Here is a 19,442-nt window from a genome sequence, read left to right as displayed (position 1 = left end):
TCCATAGAGTGCCGCGATGAGATTGAAGAACTACCTCCATCAGATCAGCCCGCTGCTGTCCTCGCCCGATGCGGCGCGGCGCCTGCTGCGCATTTTTGCCCTGGTGCTGCTGGTGGGCATCCTTGGCGGCGTCTACAGCTTCCTGCTGTTTACCTTCAATAATGAGATTTCCCAACGGCGCAGCTACATGAGCAGCGCCATCGCCGAAGCGCACACCTTTTTCACCACCCGTGAAGCGCTGCTGGAGAGCCTGAGCTTGTCGGCCACACGCAAGGCGAAAATAAACGTGCCGGTGTCCGAAGAAGAAATCCGTCTGCTGCTGGGGCAAACGCCGGGCAAACAGTGGAGCATCTGGTTGACCCAGCGCATGCGCGATTACCTGAAAGCCAAGCAGCTCAACCTGCTATATGTCAGCAACGGCGGTCATGTATTGCGGCTATACAACGCGACACCGCTGGTCGTCGGTTTGCCACAGGCCACGCTGGATCAGTTGGAAGCGCTCAAGCTCACGGCGACTTTGTCGGAACTGTGGCTGACCCATGCCGCAGACGGGCACTCGCAGTTGTACATCTTCATTCGCTTGGATGAACGTGATGTCCACTCCGGCTGGCTTGGTCTGGAAATGGACGACCGTGAAGTGTCCAGAGCCTTGAACGACCACAGTGCCGGCGAGTTCACCATGTTCAACTCACAAGGCAAACCGCTGTTCAGCAACAGCCATAGACCTCCGCCGGAACAGAACCTGCCGCTCCTAAGGCAACAGGATTTCTTCGGCTTCGTCGGCGATGGCTGGCTGCCCGAGCAGTTGGTGTTGCGCAAACAGCTGAAATCGTCGGATTGGCAGCTGACTTACTCCATTGATTTGCTGTCAGTGCTGCGTGCGTTGTGGCCACAAATGCTCGGTGCGCTGCTGTTCTGCGTGTTGAGTATCAGCCTGGTGTGCCTGTTGGTTCGTCGTCTGGAGCATCGCGTCATTACCCCGGCGATCCAGCGCATACAGGCGCTGGTGGAAAGCGAACTGTTCAGCCGCGACGTGATTCAGACCGCGCCGGTGGCGCTGTGCGTGCTGCGCCGCAGTGACGGCCAAGTGGTGCTGGATAACACCCTCGCCCGGCAATGGCTGGGCCAGTGCAGCGAGCAACTGGGCGCGGGCTGGATCCGTGATGCGTTTGACGAAACCACACCATGCCTGACCGATTACTTCGAGACCGCCGACGGCCGTCACCTGTACCTGAGCTGTGCGCCCACCCGCTACAAGGGTGAAGACGTGTTGCTCTGTGCATTTAGCGATATCAGCGCACGGCGGCAAATCGAAGCAGCACTGGAACAGGCACGCCAATCGGCGGATGCCGCCAACGAAGCGAAGACCTTGTTTCTGGCGACCATGAGCCACGAAATCCGCACCCCGCTCTACGGTGTATTGGGCACCCTGGAATTGCTGGCGCGCACGCAACTGGACACTCAGCAAAAAAGTTACCTGCGGGCGATCGAGGGATCATCGGCGACGTTGCTGCAGTTGATTTGCGACGTGCTCGATGTATCGAAGATCGAGGCCGGGCAACTGGCGCTGGAGCTGAGCGAATTTTCCGTCCCGGACCTGGTGCACGAGGTGGTGCAGGGTTACGCCGCTGCCGCGCAAAGCAAAGGCCTGCAACTCTATGCCTGCCTGGACCCGCAACTGCCTGAGCGCTTGATCGGCGATGTCAGCCGGGTACGACAGATCCTCAACAACCTGCTGAGCAACGCGGTCAAGTTCACCGATTCCGGGCGCGTGGTGTTGCGGGTCAGACTGCTCGCTCGCGAAGGCGAACGCGTGTGTCTGCAATGGCAGGTTTCGGACACCGGCAAAGGCATCGCCCATGACGATCAGGCGTTTATTTTCGAACCGTTCTACCAGACCGCCGGCAACACCAATGTGGTTGCCGGCACCGGCCTGGGGTTGCCGATCTGCCAGCGTCTGACCCACTTGATGAATGGCACCCTGCGCATGGTCAGCGAGCCGGGCCTTGGCAGCAGTTTTTCCCTGAGCGTGCCGCTGGAGCAACGCTGCAGCAACACACCATCCGCAGCTTTGCCGCCCTTGGCAGCGGACATTGTCTATGTCGTTTCGCCCGTGCGCGAACTGGCCGACAGCGTCAGTGGCTGGTTGCATCGTTGGGGCGCCCGCGCGCATATCGGCGCACCGGACGACATCGAGCCTGATACAACGGCAGTGTTGCTGGAACTGTATCCCGCGGCCTTCGGACAGCGCCCGAACCTGACATGGCGTGGGCCGCGCGTACTGGCCAGCGGTGACGGCGCCCACGAGCCGCAGTTCAGCGGCGACGGCTGGCAGGTCAATCTGAATGATCTGCTGGCGATTCAACGGGCCGTTCGCCAGGCCCAGAGCGGCCAGATCGTTCACCGCCCGCAAGACAGTGAGCCCCACGCGATGAGCGCGTTGCACCTGCACATCCTGGTGGTCGAAGACAACGTCATCAATCAACTGATCCTGCGCGATCAGCTCGAAGAACTCGGCTGCACGGTGGCGCTGGCCAGCGATGGTGAAGAGGCCTTGGCGCTGTGGCCCGACGCTGCGTTCGACCTGGTTCTGACCGACGTCAACATGCCCCGTCTCAACGGTTACGAGTTGGCCAAAGCCCTGCGGCGCCTCGGTTGCAGCATTCCGATCATCGGCGCGACCGCCAACGCCCTGCGCGGTGAGGACGCGCTGTGCCTGGCTGCCGGCATGAATCACTGCCTGGTCAAACCTTTTACGCTTCGAGCCTTGTTCGCTGTCCTGGCTCCCTACGAACGAGTCGCCCATGAAGCCCTGTAGCATTCTGATTGTCGAAGACCACCCCTTCCAGCACCTGTATTTGCAGAACCTGTTCAGCGAGTTGGGCGACTTCGATCTGGCGTGCGCCAGGGACGGCGAAGAAGCATTGGACTGCCTGAAACACCGCGACTTCGATCTGGTGCTCACCGATTTGCTGATGCCGGGCATGGACGGCGTGCAGTTTATTCAGGGCCTCGCCGCGCAGCGTTCGCGCCCGGCACTGGCGATCATGAGCGCCGCCTCGCGACGCATGTTGATGGGCGCCAGTCTGGTCGCGAGCAACCTGCAAGTGAAAGTCATCGGACTGATTTCGAAACCGGTGAATGCGGCCGCCCTGCGCTGCCTGATCGATCAATTGCAGGCGCTGCGCCAGAGCGTCCCGGCGGCGACGCATCCCGGCATTGATCGCCAGAGTATTTGCAATGCCCTCGACAACGGTGAGCTGCAAGCGTGGTTTCAACCGAAGAAGGCTTTGAACAATGGCCGGATCGTCGCCGCCGAAGCGCTGATACGCTGGAATCATCCTGAACATGGCACGCTGTTGCCCGGGGTATTTTTGCCGGCGTTGATTGCTTTTGGTCTCGAAGAGCCGTTGCTCTGGTGCGTGCTGAAACAGGCGATCGCCGCCCAGGCTACGTGGCGCGAGCAGGGTTATGACATTCCGGTCTCGGTCAACCTGCCCACGCACCTGCTCAACAGCCATGACCTGCCTGATCGCATTCTCGCCTTCGTGCTTGCCCATCAAGGCTTGCCCGCGCGGATCTGTTTCGAATTGATGGAGTGCTCGGTGCCCGATGACATCAGCAATTTCTACGCCGGCGCCTGCCGCTTGCGGATCAAAGGTTTCGGTCTGTCGCAGGATGATTTTGGCAAGGGCTACAGCTCGTATATGAACCTGGTGTCGGCGCCGTTCACCGAACTGAAAATCGACCGCGCACTGGTCCAGGGTTGCCATGCCAACGCCGAACTCGCGCAGGCGTTGACCAGTATTGTCAGCCTCGGTCGGCAATTGGGCCTGACGGTGGTGGCCGAAGGTGTAGAAACCGCACAAGAACTTGCTCTGTTGCGTAAAATCGACTGCACTCAGGTTCAGGGTTTCCTGATCTCCCACGCCGTCTCTGCAGATCAGTTCCAGCAGTTGCTGACCCACGACGGGCCAGCGAACGCCTGGTGAGCGGCACGTGGCTATTGTTGAACGTCGCTTGCTACCGAGGTCACTGTGCCCCAAGACTGCCCCATCACCGCTGGTCAGGCGCTGTAATGCCGCATACCAATGCATTTCTGGACAAACTGGCCAGCAGTTCGCTGCGTTTGAACAAAACGCTGCTGCTGCTCGGCGCACTGGTGTTGCTGCTGTTGGGCATCAGCTATGTGGGGGTGCTGCGCATGCTCGAAGAGCAGCGCGACACCCTGCAGTTTCACTTCGCCCGATTGATGGAGAACATCCACGAGCAGGAAGTGTTTCTGCGCGATATCTCCCAGGCCAGTGCCAAGGGTCGATATTTCCCTTTGGTGGTGTTGCCCACCTATTCGCAAAAGCTGCTGCCCGATGAAGGTCCGAATATCTATGAAGGTCGCGGCTTGCCGTTTTCACTGCCGTTCAGTGTCAAGATCGATCCGCACAGAATCGCCGCCGACCAATACCCCAAGGTTTTCGCGCTGGGAAGTTATCTGGCCGCCTACTACAGCGCGTTCTGGGCGGCATCGCACTATCAGTCGCCGCAAGTGATCCTGCTCAATGGCCCCGACAATTTCGACGTGGCCGTGCCCTCCGCCGGGCGCTTGCGCGGTGCTGGCCCGATGCAGATCGGCGCGTTTGCCCAAGTCATGAGCCAGGTGAACCAGCACACACGCGAACAGCCTTCATCAGCGGCCGATCATCAAGTGCATTGGGCACCCTACCCGCCCACTCAGGACCACGAGGCAACACCGACGTTGCTGGCCTACGTCAGGATCAATCTGCTGCAGCCAACGCTGACCATCGAGGGCGCCGATTCCTGGGTGGTGGTCGGGACGCTGCTGAAACTGTCTCAGGTCAACAACATCGAGCGATTGATGGAGTGGTCGATTTACGATGACTTCACCTTGATCACCCCGGCCGGCGTGGTCCTGACCGGCGCACAGAGATCCGACCAGGTACTGGATGAGGGGATAAATTTCGACCGTGACGGCCTGGTGTTCAAACTGAGCAGCCCCGGCGCACAGCACTGGACCGCAATCTACGTCATCAGCCTGCGCAGTTTTCTCAGTTACGCGCTGTGGCCATTGCTGTGCCTCGTGGCGGTGGTGCTGGCGTTGCTTGGTTGCGGTCGCGTCATCAATCGCTGGTACACCGCGCGCGTGATCATCCCCGCGCAAAGTGCGCACGCGAGCATTGCCGAAAGCGAGGCGTTCAGCCGTGCGGTGATCGACACCGCGCCGACCGGCCTCTGTGTGATCCGCCGCAGCGATCACCAAGTGCTCCTGGAAAACCAGCGCGCCCAGCAATGGCACGACAGCAGCCGTTTGATGAGCCTGCTCAAGGCGCACAGCGAGTCCGGGCATGCCGATCTCGAGATCGACGGGCGTCATCTGCATCTGGCCTTCGTCTCGACGCGCTATCAAGGCCAGGATGCCTGGTTGTGTGCGTTGCATGACGTGACTCGGCATATCGAAGACGCCGCCGCTCTTGAAGAAGCCCGTCAGGCCGCCGACTCGGCCAACCAGGCCAAGAGCCGCTTCCTCGCCACCATGAGCCATGAGATTCGCACCCCTCTCTATGGCGTGCTGGGCACCCTCGAATTGCTCGGCCTGACGCCGCTCGCGCCGCGCCAGCAGGATTATCTGGACACCATCCAGCGCTCCTCCGCCAGCCTGTTCAAGCTGATCAGCGATGTGCTGGACGTGTCGAAGATCGAAGCCGGGCAAATGACCCTTGAGCTTCAGGACTTCTGTCCGCTAGAGCTGACTGAAGACGTAGTGCGCACTTACAGCGCCTTTGCCCGCGCCAAAGGCCTGCAACTGTATGCGTGCATCGATTCGACGTTGCCGGATCGACTGCGCGGTGACCCGTTGCGCATCCGCCAGATCCTCAACAACCTGCTGAGCAACGCGATCAAGTTTACCGACAACGGTCGCGTGGTGCTGCGCGTACGCGTGTTGCAAAACGCCGCCGATAACGCCGAAGTACAGTGGCAGGTCAGCGATTCGGGGGTGGGGATTTCCCAAGCGCAGCAACAGCAATTGTTCGACCCGTTCTATCAGGTCAACGACGCCGACAGTCAGGCCGGTGCGGGTCTGGGCCTGGCCATTTGCAAATGGCTGTGCGAGTTGATGCACGGCCAGTTGAGCGTGGTCAGCGAACCGGGACTGGGCAGCAGTTTTACCCTGCAACTCACGCTGGAGAACAGGCCGGGCAGTTTGGCCGACTGCCCCGCTTTCGTGGCCAGCAGCCCCGCCGTTTATGTACGTGCACCGATCAGCGAACTGGCGCTGCACCTGATGGCCTGGCTCAAGCGTTTTGGTCTGGATTGCCGCTTGGTGACGACCGAGATGCCGCCATCCTCGGCGCTGCTGGTGGACCTCACCCCGCTCGACAACGCCCCGCACTGGAGCGGGCCAAGGATCGTTGCCATTGCGGGCGGCCCCAATCCGGCGCAGCCAAGCGATGCAGACTGGGCGGTCGACGCCGACGATGTACGCGCGATTGCCTGGGCGATTTATCTGGCACAACACGGCGCCAATGCGCAGCGCCCCGCCGCGTTGCAGGCAAAGACTCGCCCACTGAATCTGCAGGTGCTGGTGGCCGAAGACAACGTGATCAACGCGGCGATCATCAAGGAACAACTGGAAGCCCTCGGCTGCTCGGTGATCGTCGCTGCGAATGGCGAACAGGCCCTGGCGCAGTGGGCGCCCGGCCGCTTCGATCTGCTGCTGACCGACGTCAACATGCCGGTCATGAACGGCTACCGGTTAGCTGAAGCAGTACGCCAGCAGGACTCGACACTGCCGATCATCGGCGTCACCGCCAACGCCCTGCGCGAAGAAGGCGAGCGCTGCGCCGCCGTCGGCATGAACGCGTGGATGGTCAAGCCGCTTAACCTTGCCACCCTGCGTACGCAACTTGAGCAACATTGCAAAATCGCTGTGGCCCCCGTTATCGATGCCCCGCCGCCGCTATCAGCAAAAATGCGCGAGCTGTTTGTCGAGACCCTGCACCAGGATATTCAGACCACCCTGGCGGCACTGGATGCGGCAGACGCCAACAGCGTGGCGCAGCAACTGCACAGCATGGCAGGGGCGCTGGGGGCGGTGCAGATCAATGCGCTGGCCAGCGCGTTTGTCGAGCTGGAATGTCGTTTGACCGGCATGGCCGTGACGCCCGCTCTGGCCGTGGCGGTGCGACAGAATCTGACGCGGCTGCAAGATCTGCTCGACTCCCTCGAATAACTTCACTCTGGATAAATCACTCATGGAAACCTTCAACGTTGTCATTGCCGATGATCACCCCATCGTGCTGCTGGGGGTGCGGGAACTGGTCGAGCGTGACCAACGCTTTCGCGTGGTGGGCGAAGCCGTTGGCTCCGATGAGCTGATCAAGCTGCTGGAGACCAAGCCTGTAGATCTGTTGATCACCGACTTCAACATGCCCGCCGCTTCGCCTTACGGTGACGGCCTGAAACTGGTGGAGTACTTGATAAGGCACTTTCCCAAGGTTCGGGTACTGGTACTGACGATGATTTCCAATCCGTTGATCCTCACGCGCCTGCAGGAACTGGGTGTGCTGGCGGTCATTCAGAAAAACCAGTTGCACGACGAAATCGAGACAGCACTCAGAGCCATCGCCAAAGGCAACCCGGTGCGCTGGCAGGCACCCGCGCCGACATCCGTAGTGAACGACGGCGCTGATCTGGACGAACGCTTTTCAAGGCTGTCGCCGAAGGAACATGAAATCCTGCGTTTGTTCGTTCAGGGCCAAGGCGTCAACGACATTGCCCGCCACTTGAACAGAAGTGCCAAGACCATCAGCACGCAGAAAATCTCGGCAATGCGCAAGCTGGACGTCAGCAGCGACCAAGAGTTATTGACTTACTGCATAGAACGTAACTTGTTTAACTAATGAAAAAGACACTTTCCGGCAGTTTCCGAACTTCTAAGGATCGTCTGATGTTCCACCGGTAAACCGCATTTTATTGTGTTGCCTTATCCCCACCAATGGAAAAAGCAACATGAAAAAGTTGTCCCGAACGCTTCTCGCCCTTTCGATGTTTGCTGCGGCCGGCAATGTCCTGGCAGCCGACCCGCCAGTGACCCCGACCAAAGCCGGCAGCGGCACCATCAACTTCACCGGCACCATCAACAACGACGCCTGTTCGGTTGAAAGCGCCGGCAAGGACAAAACCATCTCCGTCGCCATGGGGGAAGTGTCGATCAAGGACATGGGCACCGCCACCGCGCCGAAAGGCAACGGTACGTTGAGCGTCGAGAACTTCGACATGAAGATCAACTGCAACGCCGGCACCAAGGTTGCGATGATCTTTGAACCGACCAAGGGCGCCGGCTCGGGCATCGAACCTGGCACTAAAGTGCTGCGACTGATCAGCGGCCTGGGGGCTGCAAAAGGCATCGGTATCGCCTTGCTCGACGCCAATGGCGCCGTGATCGACTTGAGTTCGCCAGCCACCGCGAAGATCGAAAACACCCTGCAGGACAGCAATACCACACTGAAATTTTCGGCCGCCTACGTCACCACGGTTGACCCGAAACTGGCTGTTGCCGGTCGCGGCGACGCCACCCTGCCGTTCACCCTGCAATACGAATAACCCGCGCGAACTTTCGAACCCGGTGCGGGGCCTCGCGGCCCCGTGCTTTCAATTATCTGCGCGGTAGCCATCATGTTTTATCGTCATTCATTGTCGTTTTGTGCGGGCCTGCTGGGTCTGTTGATAGTTAATCAGGCCACGGCCGGGATTTCCTTGAGCAGCACCCGCCTGGTCTTCGACGGCCAGCACAAGGAAGCCGGCATCACCGTGCGCAACAGCGGTGAAGACGTGTTGATCCAGTCATGGATCGACACCGATGCCAGCGAAACCGCTTCCGTGCCGTTTGCGGTGACGCCGCCGCTGGTGCGCGTCAGCGGCGAAGAACAGCAAATACTGCGGGTCATCTACGAAGGCACCGGCATGCCGACCGACCGCGAATCGGTGGTCTGGCTCAACGTGCAGGAAATCCCCCAGACCGCGAAGACCGAAAACACCTTGCAGCTCGCCGTACGCCAGCGCATCAAGGTGTTCTTCCGCCCCGCAGGCATGAAAAACAACGCGTATCTGGCACCGGGTGAATTGACCTGGCGCCTGGCCGAGCGCGCCGGCAAAAGCGTGCTGGTGGTGAACAACCCCGGTCTTTATCACGTGTCGATTGCCGATATCACCCTGCAATCCGGCGCACTCAGCGAGCATCCGTTTGACTCGCTGATGATCGCCCCCGGCGAACGCAAAGAGTTCGCCCTAAAACAACTTCACTCGACGAACACGCCAACTTTGTTGTTCAGCAGCATTAATGACTATGGCGCCCAAGATCGTTTTACCGCGCAACTTTCCAACAGCGCCGAAACCCGCGCTCGCCCAAAGAACGAATCTCCATAAGTCGCGAGTCGCTTTGATAGCGCACTTTCACTGTATTTCTCTTCGCTCCGTTAGTTCGTATCGGAGGTGATATAGGGTTCCTGCATGTTTTTACTCAAACGCGACAGTCTGGCGTCGTTGTTGATCGCCTCCGCCATCAGCACGGCATGCCAGGCTGATGGCGATGAACAGTTCAACACGTCGTTTCTGCAAGGCGCCGCGTCCACCGTCGATGTGCAATCGCTGCTCGCCAGCAACAGCGTACTCCCCGGCAACTACCGGGTTGACCTGTACAGCAATGACACGCTGGTCGGTCGTCGCGACATCGACTTCCGCCGCCACCCCGGCAGCGGCAAAATTCAGGCCTGCCTGACCCTGGAGACGGTCCAGCAGTTGGGCGTCGACATTGCCCGGTTGCAGGCCAGCGGCAAACTCGACGCTGACGATCCAAACGCCTGCCTCGACCTCCCCGCATTGATCGAGCATGCCACCGTGCGCTATGACGTGCCGCGCTTGCGTTTGCTGGTCAGCGTGCCGCAAAGCGCCATGGAGCGCGGTCGACGTGGCTACGTCGACCCGGCCCTGTGGGACGAAGGCGTGCCGGCGGCATTTATCAACTATCAAGTGAGCAGCAACCGCAACAGCACGCAGACCGCCGACACGATTTCCAACAACGTCGGCCTGCGCAACGGCATCAACCTCGGTGGCTGGCGCCTGCGCAACGAGTCCAACTTCAACAGCAGCACCGGCCAGCCGAGTACGTTCAAGAGCAACCGCAGCTATCTGCAACATGACCTGACCGCGCTGAAGGGCCAGTTCAGCGCCGGGGATATTTTTTCCGATGCCGACCTGTTCGACAGCGTGCGTTATCGCGGCCTGAAACTGGCCTCCGACGACGGAATGCGCGCCGACAGCGAACGCGGCTATGCACCGATCATTCGCGGGATTGCACAGTCCAGCGCCACCGTGGAAATTCGCCAGAACAACTACATCCTCTACACCACCAACGTGCCGCCGGGTCCATTCGAGATCAGCGATATTTATCCCAGTGGCTCCAACGGTGATCTGGAAGTGACGATTATCGAGGCCGACGGTCAGCGCCGGGTGACGGTGCAGGCGTTTTCCAGCCTGCCGATCATGGTGCGCCAAGGGCAGTTGAAGTACAGCGTCTCGGTCGGCCGCTACAACAGCAACAGCGACGATCAGCAGTCGCCGCAGTTTCTCAGCAGCACGCTGGCCTATGGTGTCAGCAGTAACTTGTCCGGCATTGTCGGCGTGCAAGCGACCGAGGACTTCCAGGCGTTGTCCGTGGGCGCAGGACGCAATACACCCATCGGCGCCGTGTCGCTCGACGTGACGCATTCCGCCAGTCGCACCTTTGGCCAAGTGGTCAAAGGCAACAGCTTGCGGGCGCTGTACGCCAAGACCTTTACCGGTACCGACACCAGCTTCACCCTCGCTGCCTATCGCTATTCGACCGAGGGCTATCGCACCCTCACCGAGCACGTCGAGGAACTGAGCAACGAAGGCGAGAAGCGCACGGGCAACTCGAAAACCCGCACCGACCTGACCGTCAACCAGAGCCTGGGGCGTAACCAGCAATTTGGCAGCGTCTACCTCAATGCCAGTGACCAGCGCTATTGGGGGCGCGGGGGTTCGCAAAGCCTGTCGGCGGGTTACAGCAATTATTGGGGCGATGTCAGCTACAACCTCGGCGCGACCTACACCAAGGATGTCGGCAACTATGGGCCGGCGAACAACGACACCCTGGTCAACCTGTCACTGTCATTCCCGCTCGGCTCAAAACCTCGTGCACCCCGCGCCTTTGTTTCCGCCAGTACACAGAAAGCCACCGACAGCACTCAGGTCGGGATCAACGGCTACCTGACGCAAGGCAGCGACACTTATTACTCGGTGCAGGGCGGCACCAGCAGCACCGGTGGCAGCAGCGGTTCAGCCAACCTCAGCACCCGCACCTCGGTGATGGACATCAGCGCCGGATACAGCCAGGGGCGCGGCTACAACTCGCAGAACCTTAATCTGGCCGGCTCGATCGTCGGTCACGGCGGCGGTATCAACCTGGGCCAAACCGTCGGTGAGACGTTTGCACTGGCGCAGGTCGAAGGCGTTTCCGGGGTGAAAATCGGCAGCTTCTCCGGGGCGAAAACCGGGCGTAACGGCTATGCCGTGGTGCCCAATGCGCAACCCTATCGGGTCAACTGGATCAACCTCGACACCCGCGATCTGGGCGCCGATATCGAAATTGACAATGCGACCCGGCAAGTGGTGCCGCGCCGTGGAGCAGTGGTGCTGGCGCGCTATGCCAGCAAGACTGGACGGCGCGTGCAATTTGCCTTGTTCGATGCGCAGCGCCAGCCGATCCCGTTCGGTGCTTCGCTGGAAGACAGCGCCGGCAAACAACTGGCGATCTCCGACCCGAGCGGCAAAGCACTGGCGCTGGTGGAAAGCGACACCGGCAGCCTCGTCATCGTCTGGCAAGGCCAGCGCTGCGAGGCGCCTTACACACTGCCGGAACGCAATAAGGCGCTGAACTATGAGCGGGTGTCGCTGGTGTGCCGGTAACACAAAATTCTAGCCCGCCACAGATCAATGTAGGAGTGAGCCTGCTCGCGATCAGGCCATCAGACGCACCATTGATGTTGACCGAAACAACGCCATCGCGAGCAGGCCCACTCCTACAAAGGGAACGCATTCCCAATGTAAGAGCGAGCCTGCTCGCGAAGGCCGCGCCTCGGTTCAAATAACCAGTTACGATCTAGAAATCGCGCTTGTAGAAAATATCCAGCGAACTGGCCACACCACTGGCGGCCTCGACATACACTTTCTTGCTCAGCTTGTAACGCAACGCGATGGTGCTGGCCGGTTCAAACACGCCGACGCCATAACGCAAACTGAGCTTCTCGGTAATATTGCCGCTGGCCACCACGCTGGTGGCATCGCCGCTGCCTGCGGTGTCGAGCTGGAAGTCCTGAATGCCCAGATCCTTGGCCAGGCCGCTGGTGACCCCGGAACTGCCCATCAAGCCCAGACCCAACGCCGCTTGCGCGAGCATGTTGTTGTCTTCGCCGCTGGTACTCAGCGGACGGCCCAGCACCAGATAGGACAAGGCCTGCTCCTGACTCATCGCCGGTTCGGAGAAGATCTGCGTGGTCGGTTGCTCGGCGCTGCCGCTCAGGCGGATACCGGCGATCACGTCGTCGGTCTGGCGAATCGCTTCGATGTCCAGATACGGCTGATCGAGGGGACCTGCGAACAACAGACGCGCACGGCGCACTTGCAGGCGCTGGCCGTAGGCACTGTAGCGGCCGTCGTTGAGCCACAGTTCACCACGGGTGTCCATGTTGTCGCCAATGTGCACATGCCCTTGCACGTTGGCGGTCAGACCAAAGCCGGCAAAAGCCAGTTTGTCCTCACCGACCACCACGTCGATGTCCATTTTCATGGCCATCGGCGGTTTTCCCTCTTCGGTCTGCGCGCCGACGATGATCGTGTCATCGGAGACTTTCACCGTTGACGGCGGCAGCTCCCGCACGGTGATTTCGCCTTTGGGCACCTGCACTTTGCCGGCGATTTTCAGCTCGTCGCCGGCCATGGAAATCTTCAGGTCCGGCGCCACTTCAAGCTTGGCGTACGGCTCGACGGTGACCGGTAATTGCGTGCCTTTCAACGCCAGATCAACCGCCAGCGCCTGGCCCCAGGCAACGTTACCGTTGAGGCTGCCCTGCCCGCTCTTGCCACTTTTCCAGCCGCCGTCAAGGCGTACCGATTCGCCGGCAATCAGGGCGGTGAGTTGCAGGTTCTGCAGCTCCATCGGCAACTCGGCGCCGGACACTTCGCCGTCGCTCAGTTGCACGGTGCCGTTGACCAGCGGCGCCAGCAATCCACCAGAGATGGTGCCGCTGCCGTTGAGGCGTCCGGTGAGTTTCTCGACCATCGGCACGAACGGCCGCGCCACCGACAAGTCCAGCCCGGAAAGACGGAACGAGCCGCTCAGCGGTTTGTTTTTCGGCAACGGATTGAGCTGCGCCTGCACCATCAGTTCGCCGAGTTTGCCGCCGACGAAATTGAGTTCGGTGTCGACGCGTTTCGGCGTCAGTTTGCTGGTGAGTTTCAGGGTCTGGTACGGGAAGTCCAGCCACTGATCCTTGTCCTTCATGCGCAAAGTGCCGCCGCTGGCGTCGACACTGACCACGCCGTTCGGGCCGCTGGCCGGCAGATCCAGTTGCAGATCGGCGTTGAGCCTGCCTTTCCAGGCGAAGTCTTTTGGCAGCCATTGCGCCAGGCTTTCGATCGGAAATTGCTTGAGGTGGTAGCGCAGTTTCGGCTCCGGCATCAGGCGCTGATCTTCACCACACAGGCTGGCATCGCCGGACACCCAGCAATGCGCACCGAAGTTGATTTTGCCGTCGGCCAGACGCTCAAGTTTGGCCGGGCTTTGCAGTTTCCAGTTCTGGCCACCGGCCTGAATATCGCCGCTGGCCAGGCGCCCGCGCCAGTTGCCCTTATCCAGATTGCCGTCCAGGCCAAGGGCCAGTTTCAGCTGCGGCCCGACCAGATCGAGATTGAGTTTCTGGTTTTTTATATCACCCTGAGCGTTGGCGGTCAGCGTGCCCAGCGCGGTATCGCCGGCCTGAATGCCGCTGCCCTTCAGATCGATTTTCGCCCGTTGCGCACTGTCGAGCGTGGCGTCGAGGTTGAGGCTTTGCAGGCGATTGTCCTGGAAGGCCAATTGCGAACCCTGCAGACCGAGCTTGCCCTGTGGCGCTTTCAACGTGCCGGCGACATTGACCTGGCCGTTGACCTGCCCGCGCAGTTGCGGCCAGAGCTGAGCCAGTCGCGACAACTTGATGTCGATCTGACCGGTGAGTTTCTGTTGCAAGCTGCCCTTGCCGCTGATGCTGTTGTCGCCAAGGCGGATTTGCAGGGCATTCAGGTTCCATTGTTCACCAGCGCCGTCGGCCTTGGCTTGCAGGATCGCCGGTTGGCCGCGCAGTTTGCCTTTCAAGTCGAGGTCAGCGGTGAGGCTCAGGCGTTCATTCTTCATTTCGCCTGTGCTTTTCAGCGGTCCAGCCAACGTGCCCGGCAACTCGGCGACCCAGTACGCCGGATTCAGCGCCGACAGATCCAGCGCCGTGTCCCAGGCGATGCCGTCGGCGAACTGGACGTTGACGTGCCCTTCAGCCTTGCCCTGCCCGGCCTCCATTTTCAACTGCGGCAAAGCGATCTGTTTAAGGCTGCCGCTGAACGGACTGCTCAGGGTAAACGCCCCCGCCGGGCCATCCAGCGCGGCGGCGAAATTGCCGAGGTATTGACCGTCGGTGTAGGAAACCTCGCCAGTGAAGGTGCGCAAAGCGACCTGTGGCTCGTCGATTTCGTTATAGAGCCGATGCCACGGAAAATCCTGCCAGTTGATGTTGGCTTGCGCGCTGAGGCCTTTGCTCCAGTCGACGCTGCCGGAGAGTTTCAGGCTTTGTTTGTCGTTGGCCGTCAGATCAAGACCAGCGATTTGCGCGCCGCTGGCGTCGACCTTGCCTTTGAGCAGCAGCGCCACCGGGCCTTTGTCGGCCGGCAGTGTGGCGTTGCCATTGAGCTGATAGCCGTTTTTCAGGTCGCCTTCGCCGGTCAGCAGCAGTTGATTGAGTTGCAGGGTGTCCGGCAGGTCAGCGCTCGGTTTGAACGCCTCGGAAGTGATGCGTACTTTTGCCGGCAGGTTTTCCGCCAGCGGTTGCAGTTGGCCACTCAACTGGCCGTCGAGGTAGCCCCGGCTGTCGGCGTGCAGGTTGAGGGTTTTCAGCAGATCGCCGTCAACCTTTAAGGCCAGCGTCCACGGATCGGTGCCCGGCGATGGCAACGTCAGGTCACCGGCCATGTTCAGCGGCCAGTTGCCGGTTGGCGCGAGGGTGCCGGACAGGTTCAGACTGAGGTCGTCGCGCTGCAATTTCACACTGTCGATCTGCATGCCTTGGGCGGTCCAGTGCGCCGCCAGTTGCAAGCCCTTGAGCTGCTCGCTGCCGTTGAACAACAGGCTGCCGACCTGCACATCGCCCAATTCGATGGCCACCGGCAATTGCAGATCCGGCAGTTTGATCGGGCCACTCTCGGTGGTTTCTTCACTTGGCGGGAATTGCAGAATCACCTGATCAGCCTTGAGCTGTTCGATGCACAGGGTCATGCGCGTCAGGCACAGCGGCGACCAGGCGAAGATCGCCTTGTTCAGTTCGACGCGGCTGCTGTCTTGCTGCCACAGCAGATGATCGGCGCTCCATTGCCCACCGAGGCGACCCTGGAAATTCTCCACCGTCAGCCCCGGCACGAGGCCGAGCACCCAACGGCTGCCAGCCGCGGTGCCGAGTACGACGCTGATACTCAATACAATCAACAACACCAGCGCCAACAGCGCCAGTGCCGTTATTTTCAAACCACGCTTCACAGCTCAGGCCCCATGGAAAAGTGCAGCCGGATGCCGCCGTCGTCATCGAGTGCGTGGGCCAGGTCGAGGCGGATCGGCCCCACCGGCGAGACCCAGCGCACACCAATACCGACTCCGGTCTTGAGGTTCGGCAGTTCGAGTTTGTTGAAAGAGTTGCCCTGGTCGACGAAGGTCGCGACGCGCCATTTCTCGGCGATCGAGTATTGATACTCGACGCTACCGGCGACCATGTAGCGGCCACCGATGCGATCACCGTCGGAGTTTTTCGGCGACAGGCTCTGGTAGTCGTAACCGCGCACGCTCTGATCGCCACCGGCGAAGAAGCGCAGCGACGGCGGAATCGAGTTGTAGCCATTGGTGGCGCTGCCGCCGACCTGAACACGACCGAGCAAGCGGTGTTTGTCGAACACCGTGGTCAGGCCTTTGACCAGCGCGGTGCCATATAAAAGGTTGTTGTCCGAGCCGAGGCCTTCTTTCGCCACTTTGCTTTCGAAGCTCAGGCGATAGCCATTGTGCGGGTCGATGCGGTTGTCGCTTTTCAGGTACGAATAACTGATGCCGGGCATCAGCAAGGTACTCAGGCCCGAGTCGTCGCCGAGTTCATATTCCTCGCGCTGCCACTTCAGCGAAATAACCCGCTGCCAGCCGCTCGGTAATTTGCTGTGCCATTCCGGGCCGAAGGTCAGCAGTTTGCTCAGTGTGTCGGAGCCGTCGATGTCTTCGAATTGATAACCGCCGGCCCAACGCAGTTTGTCGGTCAGCGGCGGGTCGAGCGGGATGTCATAGAACAGCCCGACGTTTTGTCGTGGCGCCGACAGTTCGGCTTCCCAGCCATAGCTGTCGCCTTGTGGGTTGACCCAGTGGCGTGTCCAGTTGGCTTTGATGCGCGGGCCGACGTCGGTCGAATAACCGAGACCCAGGCCCATGGTGCGCGGCTTGCGCGTGTCGAGTTTGACGTCCACCGGGATTACATCGTTTTTCGCGGCAGTCGGCGCCGCGTCGACGCGTACGCCTTCGAAGTAACCGCTCGATTGCAGATCACGATTGAGTTCGGCGATCAGCTCGGAGTCGTACGGTTCGCCTTCCTTGAACGGCACCATGCGTTGCAGCAGGTCTTCGTCGAACGGCGTGTCGCCTTCGAATTTGACTTTGCCCAGCGCATAACGCGGGCCGCTTTCGTAGATCAGTTCGACGTCGGCGACACCGGCGCGCGGGTCGACCAGGAGTTTCTGACTGGTGAAATGGCCACTGAAGAAACCGAAACGCGAGGCCTGATTCTGAATCAGTCGTTTGGCGTCTTCGTAACGGCCATGATTGAGCACCGCGCCAGACTTGAGCACGTCGCTTTTCGGTACACGAAAGGATTTGAGGGAAGCAGCCGGGCCGTCGACACGAATGGTGACGTTGCGCAGACGGATCGGCTCGCCGGGATCGATGTTCAGCACCAGACGCGGTTTTTTGCCGCCCTTGACGTCACTTTCGATCTGCGGCTGGTAGTAGCCCAACGCCTGAGCCGCTTTGCGCGCCTGCTCTTCGGCACCGCGACTGAAGCGCTGCAGGGCTTCTTCGTCACGATCGCCGAGGCTGCCGATATAGCCTTCTATATTGGCCTTGAGTTCATCGTTGGACGGTTCGATCCGCACATCCAATTCACTTTGCGCCAGCGCCGCGCAGCTGGTTAACAGCATGAGCACGCCACTGGTAAATCTTCCTGGAAACTTCATAGGCGCGGATGCTATCACGGGCTTGGGAGCGTGATAGAACAGGAAATTTCCCAAGAAGTTCGATTGTCATGCTGTTGCAGTTTGTAACACCTGCGGATTGGCGTGGAAAAACACGTGTTCGCGCACCGGCCCGACAGCAACTTCGCCGATCTCTTGGTAACCCTGCCTTTTATAGAATTCCAGATAGCGCGGGTTGCCGGTGTCGAGCACCACGCCTTGCGAGGTTTCGTCCACCGCGCACCAGTTGTGTACGGCGGTGAGCAGTTGTTCGCCGAAGTGTTTGCCCTGGAACTGAGGGTGAATCCCCAGCAATGGCAGCATGTGCACCGAATCGCTGGGTACGCAGGCAGCCACGGCATCGTGGTATTCCAGATAACGGCGGGTACAGCGGAAACCGGTGCTGAGCACCATGCGCAGGCGCCACGCCCAACTCTCGGTGATGCCCAGGCGCCGTTGCGGCGGCGCGATCAGGGCGATGCCGATCAAGCGGTCGTTGACCAGCAGGCCGATGGCGGGCAAGTCCTGCAGAAAATGCTGTTTGACCAGTTCGCGCACTGTGGCCCGCACGCGTTGCTCGTAGCCGGGGCGCTCGGCTTCGAACAGGTAGCCGAAGGTCGGCTCGTGGCGATAGGCCTGATACAGCAGCGAGCGGGCTTCGCGGGAGTAGCCGCGGTCGAGCATATGAATGTCGGCGATGGCGGTCTGGGTTTCAGGCATGACGGTGATTCTCCCCGGGGCGCGTTCAAATGACCGCGCTCTTGTTGGTACGAACCTTTTGCGGGTGGCGTGGTTCCCCACAGGTATAGACCAAGTCGGCATCTTCATCGACTGGGCGGACGCTATCGCGAGCAGGCTCACTCCTGCATTTGGAATGCGTTCCCCTGTAGGAGTGAGCCTGCTCGCGATGGCGCCATTGCAGACACCACCAATCCCACAGGCCAAAATGATTTCTCCCACACTGGCCCATTTCCCCCCTGTCAGCTAGCATCGCCCTTTTGCCAGGACTGCCGACCATGAAGATCGTTTCCTTCAACATCAACGGACTGCGCGCCCGTCCGCATCAGCTGGCAGCGCTGATCGAAAAACATCAGCCGGACGTCATCGGCCTGCAGGAAACCAAGGTCCACGACGACCAGTTCCCGCTCGAAGAGGTCCGCGCCCTCGGCTACCACGTTTATTTCCATGGCCAGAAAGGCCATTACGGCGTGGCGATGCTCTCGCGCAAGGAGCCGATCGCCATCCATAAAGGTTTCGCCACCGACGAAGAAGACGCCCAGCGCCGCTTTATCTGGGGCACCTTCGCCGACGCCAATGGCGTGCCGGTGACCATCATGAACGGCTATTTCCCCCAGGGTGAAAGCCGCGACCATCCGACCAAATTCCCGGCCAAGCAGCGTTTCTACAGCGATCTGCAAGCGCTGCTGGAAAGCCAGTTCCACAACGAACAGCCCGTGGTGGTGATGGGCGATGTGAACATTTCCCCGGAAGACTGCGACATCGGCATCGGCCCGGACAACATGAAGCGCTGGCTGAAAACCGGCAAATGCAGCTTCCTGCCGGAAGAGCGCGAGTGGATGGCGCGCCTGAAGAACTGGGGTTTGACCGACAGTTATCGTCACCTGAATCCGGACGTGACCGACATGTTCAGTTGGTTCGACTACCGCAGCCGAGGCTTTGAAGATGAGCCGAAGCGTGGGCTGCGCATCGATGTGATTCTGGCGTCCCATGGTTTGTTGCCACGGGTGAAGGCAGCGGGCGTGGACTACGAACTGCGCGGGATGGAAAAACCGTCCGATCATGCGCCGATCTGGCTTGAACTAAGCTGATCCCAAGCCTTACGCAATCCC

The 19,442-nt window shown here is 60.3% G+C and carries 11 protein-coding genes; 8 read left to right on the top strand and 3 right to left on the bottom strand.

What is annotated here, in order from left to right:
* The first annotated feature begins 16 nt into the window (after positions 1-16).
* The 7 genes from CQ009_RS03550 to CQ009_RS03520 all read left to right on the top strand — a co-directional run bounded on the left by CQ009_RS03550 (position 17) and on the right by CQ009_RS03520 (position 12,003).
* Positions 17-2,818 carry an ATP-binding protein gene (locus CQ009_RS03550; protein ID WP_105704885.1) on the top strand — a complete coding sequence of 934 codons (2,802 nt, stop codon included), beginning with the start codon at positions 17-19 and terminating at the stop codon, positions 2,816-2,818.
* A complete protein-coding gene (locus CQ009_RS03545; protein WP_064389282.1) occupies positions 2,805-3,992 on the top strand; it encodes an EAL domain-containing response regulator in 1,188 nt (395 codons plus the stop codon). The genes CQ009_RS03550 and CQ009_RS03545 overlap by 14 nt, the downstream gene beginning before the upstream one ends.
* A gap of 86 nt (positions 3,993-4,078) precedes the next feature.
* On the top strand, positions 4,079-7,246 hold the full coding sequence (locus CQ009_RS03540; protein WP_105704884.1) for a hybrid sensor histidine kinase/response regulator: 3,168 nt from the start codon (positions 4,079-4,081) through the stop codon (positions 7,244-7,246).
* Between the two features lie 22 nt (positions 7,247-7,268).
* Positions 7,269-7,916: a response regulator gene (locus CQ009_RS03535; protein WP_064389280.1), complete on the top strand. Its 648-nt coding sequence runs from the start codon at positions 7,269-7,271 to the stop codon at positions 7,914-7,916.
* A 109-nt stretch (positions 7,917-8,025) separates the two neighbouring features.
* On the top strand, positions 8,026-8,619 hold the full coding sequence (locus CQ009_RS03530; protein ID WP_064389279.1) for a fimbrial protein: 594 nt from the start codon (positions 8,026-8,028) through the stop codon (positions 8,617-8,619).
* A gap of 72 nt (positions 8,620-8,691) precedes the next feature.
* Positions 8,692-9,441 (top strand): molecular chaperone, encoded by a 750-nt coding sequence (locus tag CQ009_RS03525; protein ID WP_064389278.1) that lies wholly within the window; start codon positions 8,692-8,694, stop codon positions 9,439-9,441.
* 84 nt (positions 9,442-9,525) lie between these two features.
* On the top strand, positions 9,526-12,003 hold the full coding sequence (locus CQ009_RS03520; protein ID WP_105704883.1) for a fimbria/pilus outer membrane usher protein: 2,478 nt from the start codon (positions 9,526-9,528) through the stop codon (positions 12,001-12,003).
* Between the two features lie 193 nt (positions 12,004-12,196).
* Here CQ009_RS03520 and CQ009_RS03510 read toward each other — a convergent pair whose 3' ends face one another.
* From CQ009_RS03510 to CQ009_RS03500, 3 genes are all read right to left on the bottom strand, one after another.
* Positions 12,197-15,871: a translocation/assembly module TamB domain-containing protein gene (locus CQ009_RS03510; protein WP_105704882.1), complete on the bottom strand. Its 3,675-nt coding sequence runs from the start codon at positions 15,869-15,871 to the stop codon at positions 12,197-12,199.
* Positions 15,868-17,595 (bottom strand): autotransporter assembly complex family protein, encoded by a 1,728-nt coding sequence (locus CQ009_RS03505; RefSeq protein ID WP_105704881.1) that lies wholly within the window; start codon positions 17,593-17,595, stop codon positions 15,868-15,870. The genes CQ009_RS03510 and CQ009_RS03505 overlap by 4 nt, the downstream gene beginning before the upstream one ends.
* A gap of 66 nt (positions 17,596-17,661) precedes the next feature.
* Positions 17,662-18,312 carry an N-acetyltransferase gene (locus tag CQ009_RS03500; RefSeq protein WP_064389274.1) on the bottom strand — a complete coding sequence of 217 codons (651 nt, stop codon included), beginning with the start codon at positions 18,310-18,312 and terminating at the stop codon, positions 17,662-17,664.
* A 296-nt stretch (positions 18,313-18,608) separates the two neighbouring features.
* Between CQ009_RS03500 and xthA the strand changes: the two genes are divergently transcribed.
* On the top strand, positions 18,609-19,421 hold the full coding sequence (gene xthA / locus CQ009_RS03495) for an exodeoxyribonuclease III (protein ID WP_105704880.1): 813 nt from the start codon (positions 18,609-18,611) through the stop codon (positions 19,419-19,421).
* Positions 19,422-19,442 lie beyond the last annotated feature (21 nt).

This window comes from Pseudomonas sp. MYb2 (assembly GCF_002979955.1).
Lineage (GTDB): Bacteria > Pseudomonadota > Gammaproteobacteria > Pseudomonadales > Pseudomonadaceae > Aquipseudomonas.
This window is presented reverse-complemented; position numbering and strand designations above follow the sequence as displayed.

Coding starts and splice junctions, on each gene's coding strand:
- CQ009_RS03535 (WP_064389280.1), top strand. CDS start 7,269: ATGGAAACCTTCAACGTTGTCATTGCCGATGATCACCCCATCGTGCTG.
- CQ009_RS03540 (WP_105704884.1), top strand. CDS start 4,079: ATGCCGCATACCAATGCATTTCTGGACAAACTGGCCAGCAGTTCGCTG.
- CQ009_RS03545 (WP_064389282.1), top strand. CDS start 2,805: ATGAAGCCCTGTAGCATTCTGATTGTCGAAGACCACCCCTTCCAGCAC.
- CQ009_RS03505 (WP_105704881.1), bottom strand. CDS start 17,595: ATGAAGTTTCCAGGAAGATTTACCAGTGGCGTGCTCATGCTGTTAACC.
- CQ009_RS03530 (WP_064389279.1), top strand. CDS start 8,026: ATGAAAAAGTTGTCCCGAACGCTTCTCGCCCTTTCGATGTTTGCTGCG.
- CQ009_RS03525 (WP_064389278.1), top strand. CDS start 8,692: ATGTTTTATCGTCATTCATTGTCGTTTTGTGCGGGCCTGCTGGGTCTG.
- CQ009_RS03550 (WP_105704885.1), top strand. CDS start 17: ATGAGATTGAAGAACTACCTCCATCAGATCAGCCCGCTGCTGTCCTCG.
- xthA (WP_105704880.1), top strand. CDS start 18,609: ATGAAGATCGTTTCCTTCAACATCAACGGACTGCGCGCCCGTCCGCAT.
- CQ009_RS03500 (WP_064389274.1), bottom strand. CDS start 18,312: ATGCCTGAAACCCAGACCGCCATCGCCGACATTCATATGCTCGACCGC.
- CQ009_RS03520 (WP_105704883.1), top strand. CDS start 9,526: ATGTTTTTACTCAAACGCGACAGTCTGGCGTCGTTGTTGATCGCCTCC.